Here is a 342-nt window from a genome sequence, read left to right as displayed (position 1 = left end):
TGGTCAAGAACGCAGAGGCGCTGGCGAAGTTGGAGTTCGGCGACCAGAAGCTCAGTAAGGACGATATCATCAAGATCCTGCACAACAAGGGTGCCGCCCAGGTGGTGAAGGTCCTGGTCAAGAACGCGGAGGCGCTGGCGCAGCTGGAGTTCGGCGGCCAGAGGTTCAGCAAGGACGATCTCGTCAAGATCCTGGGCAATGAAGGTGCCTCCCGGGCCGTGCGGGCCCTGGGGGACAACGCCGAGACGCTGGCGAAGCTGGAGTTCGGTGGCCAGAAACTCAGCAAGGATGATGTACTGAAGATCCTGAAAAGGCGCGGTGCCGCGCGGGCGGTTGTGGCGC

Annotated in this window: 1 protein-coding gene; it reads left to right on the top strand. The window is 62.3% G+C overall.

Translation table 11 applies throughout. The features are described 5' to 3' along the window. On the top strand, nucleotides 1-342 hold a 342-nt coding region (locus DH10_RS35950; protein WP_192385962.1), incomplete at both ends, for a hypothetical protein.

Source organism: Mesorhizobium silamurunense (genome assembly GCF_014843825.1).
Lineage (GTDB): Bacteria > Pseudomonadota > Alphaproteobacteria > Rhizobiales > Rhizobiaceae > Mesorhizobium > Mesorhizobium silamurunense.
The sequence above is the reverse complement of the archived record's forward strand: the minus strand, read 5'-3'. Positions and strand labels throughout refer to the sequence as shown.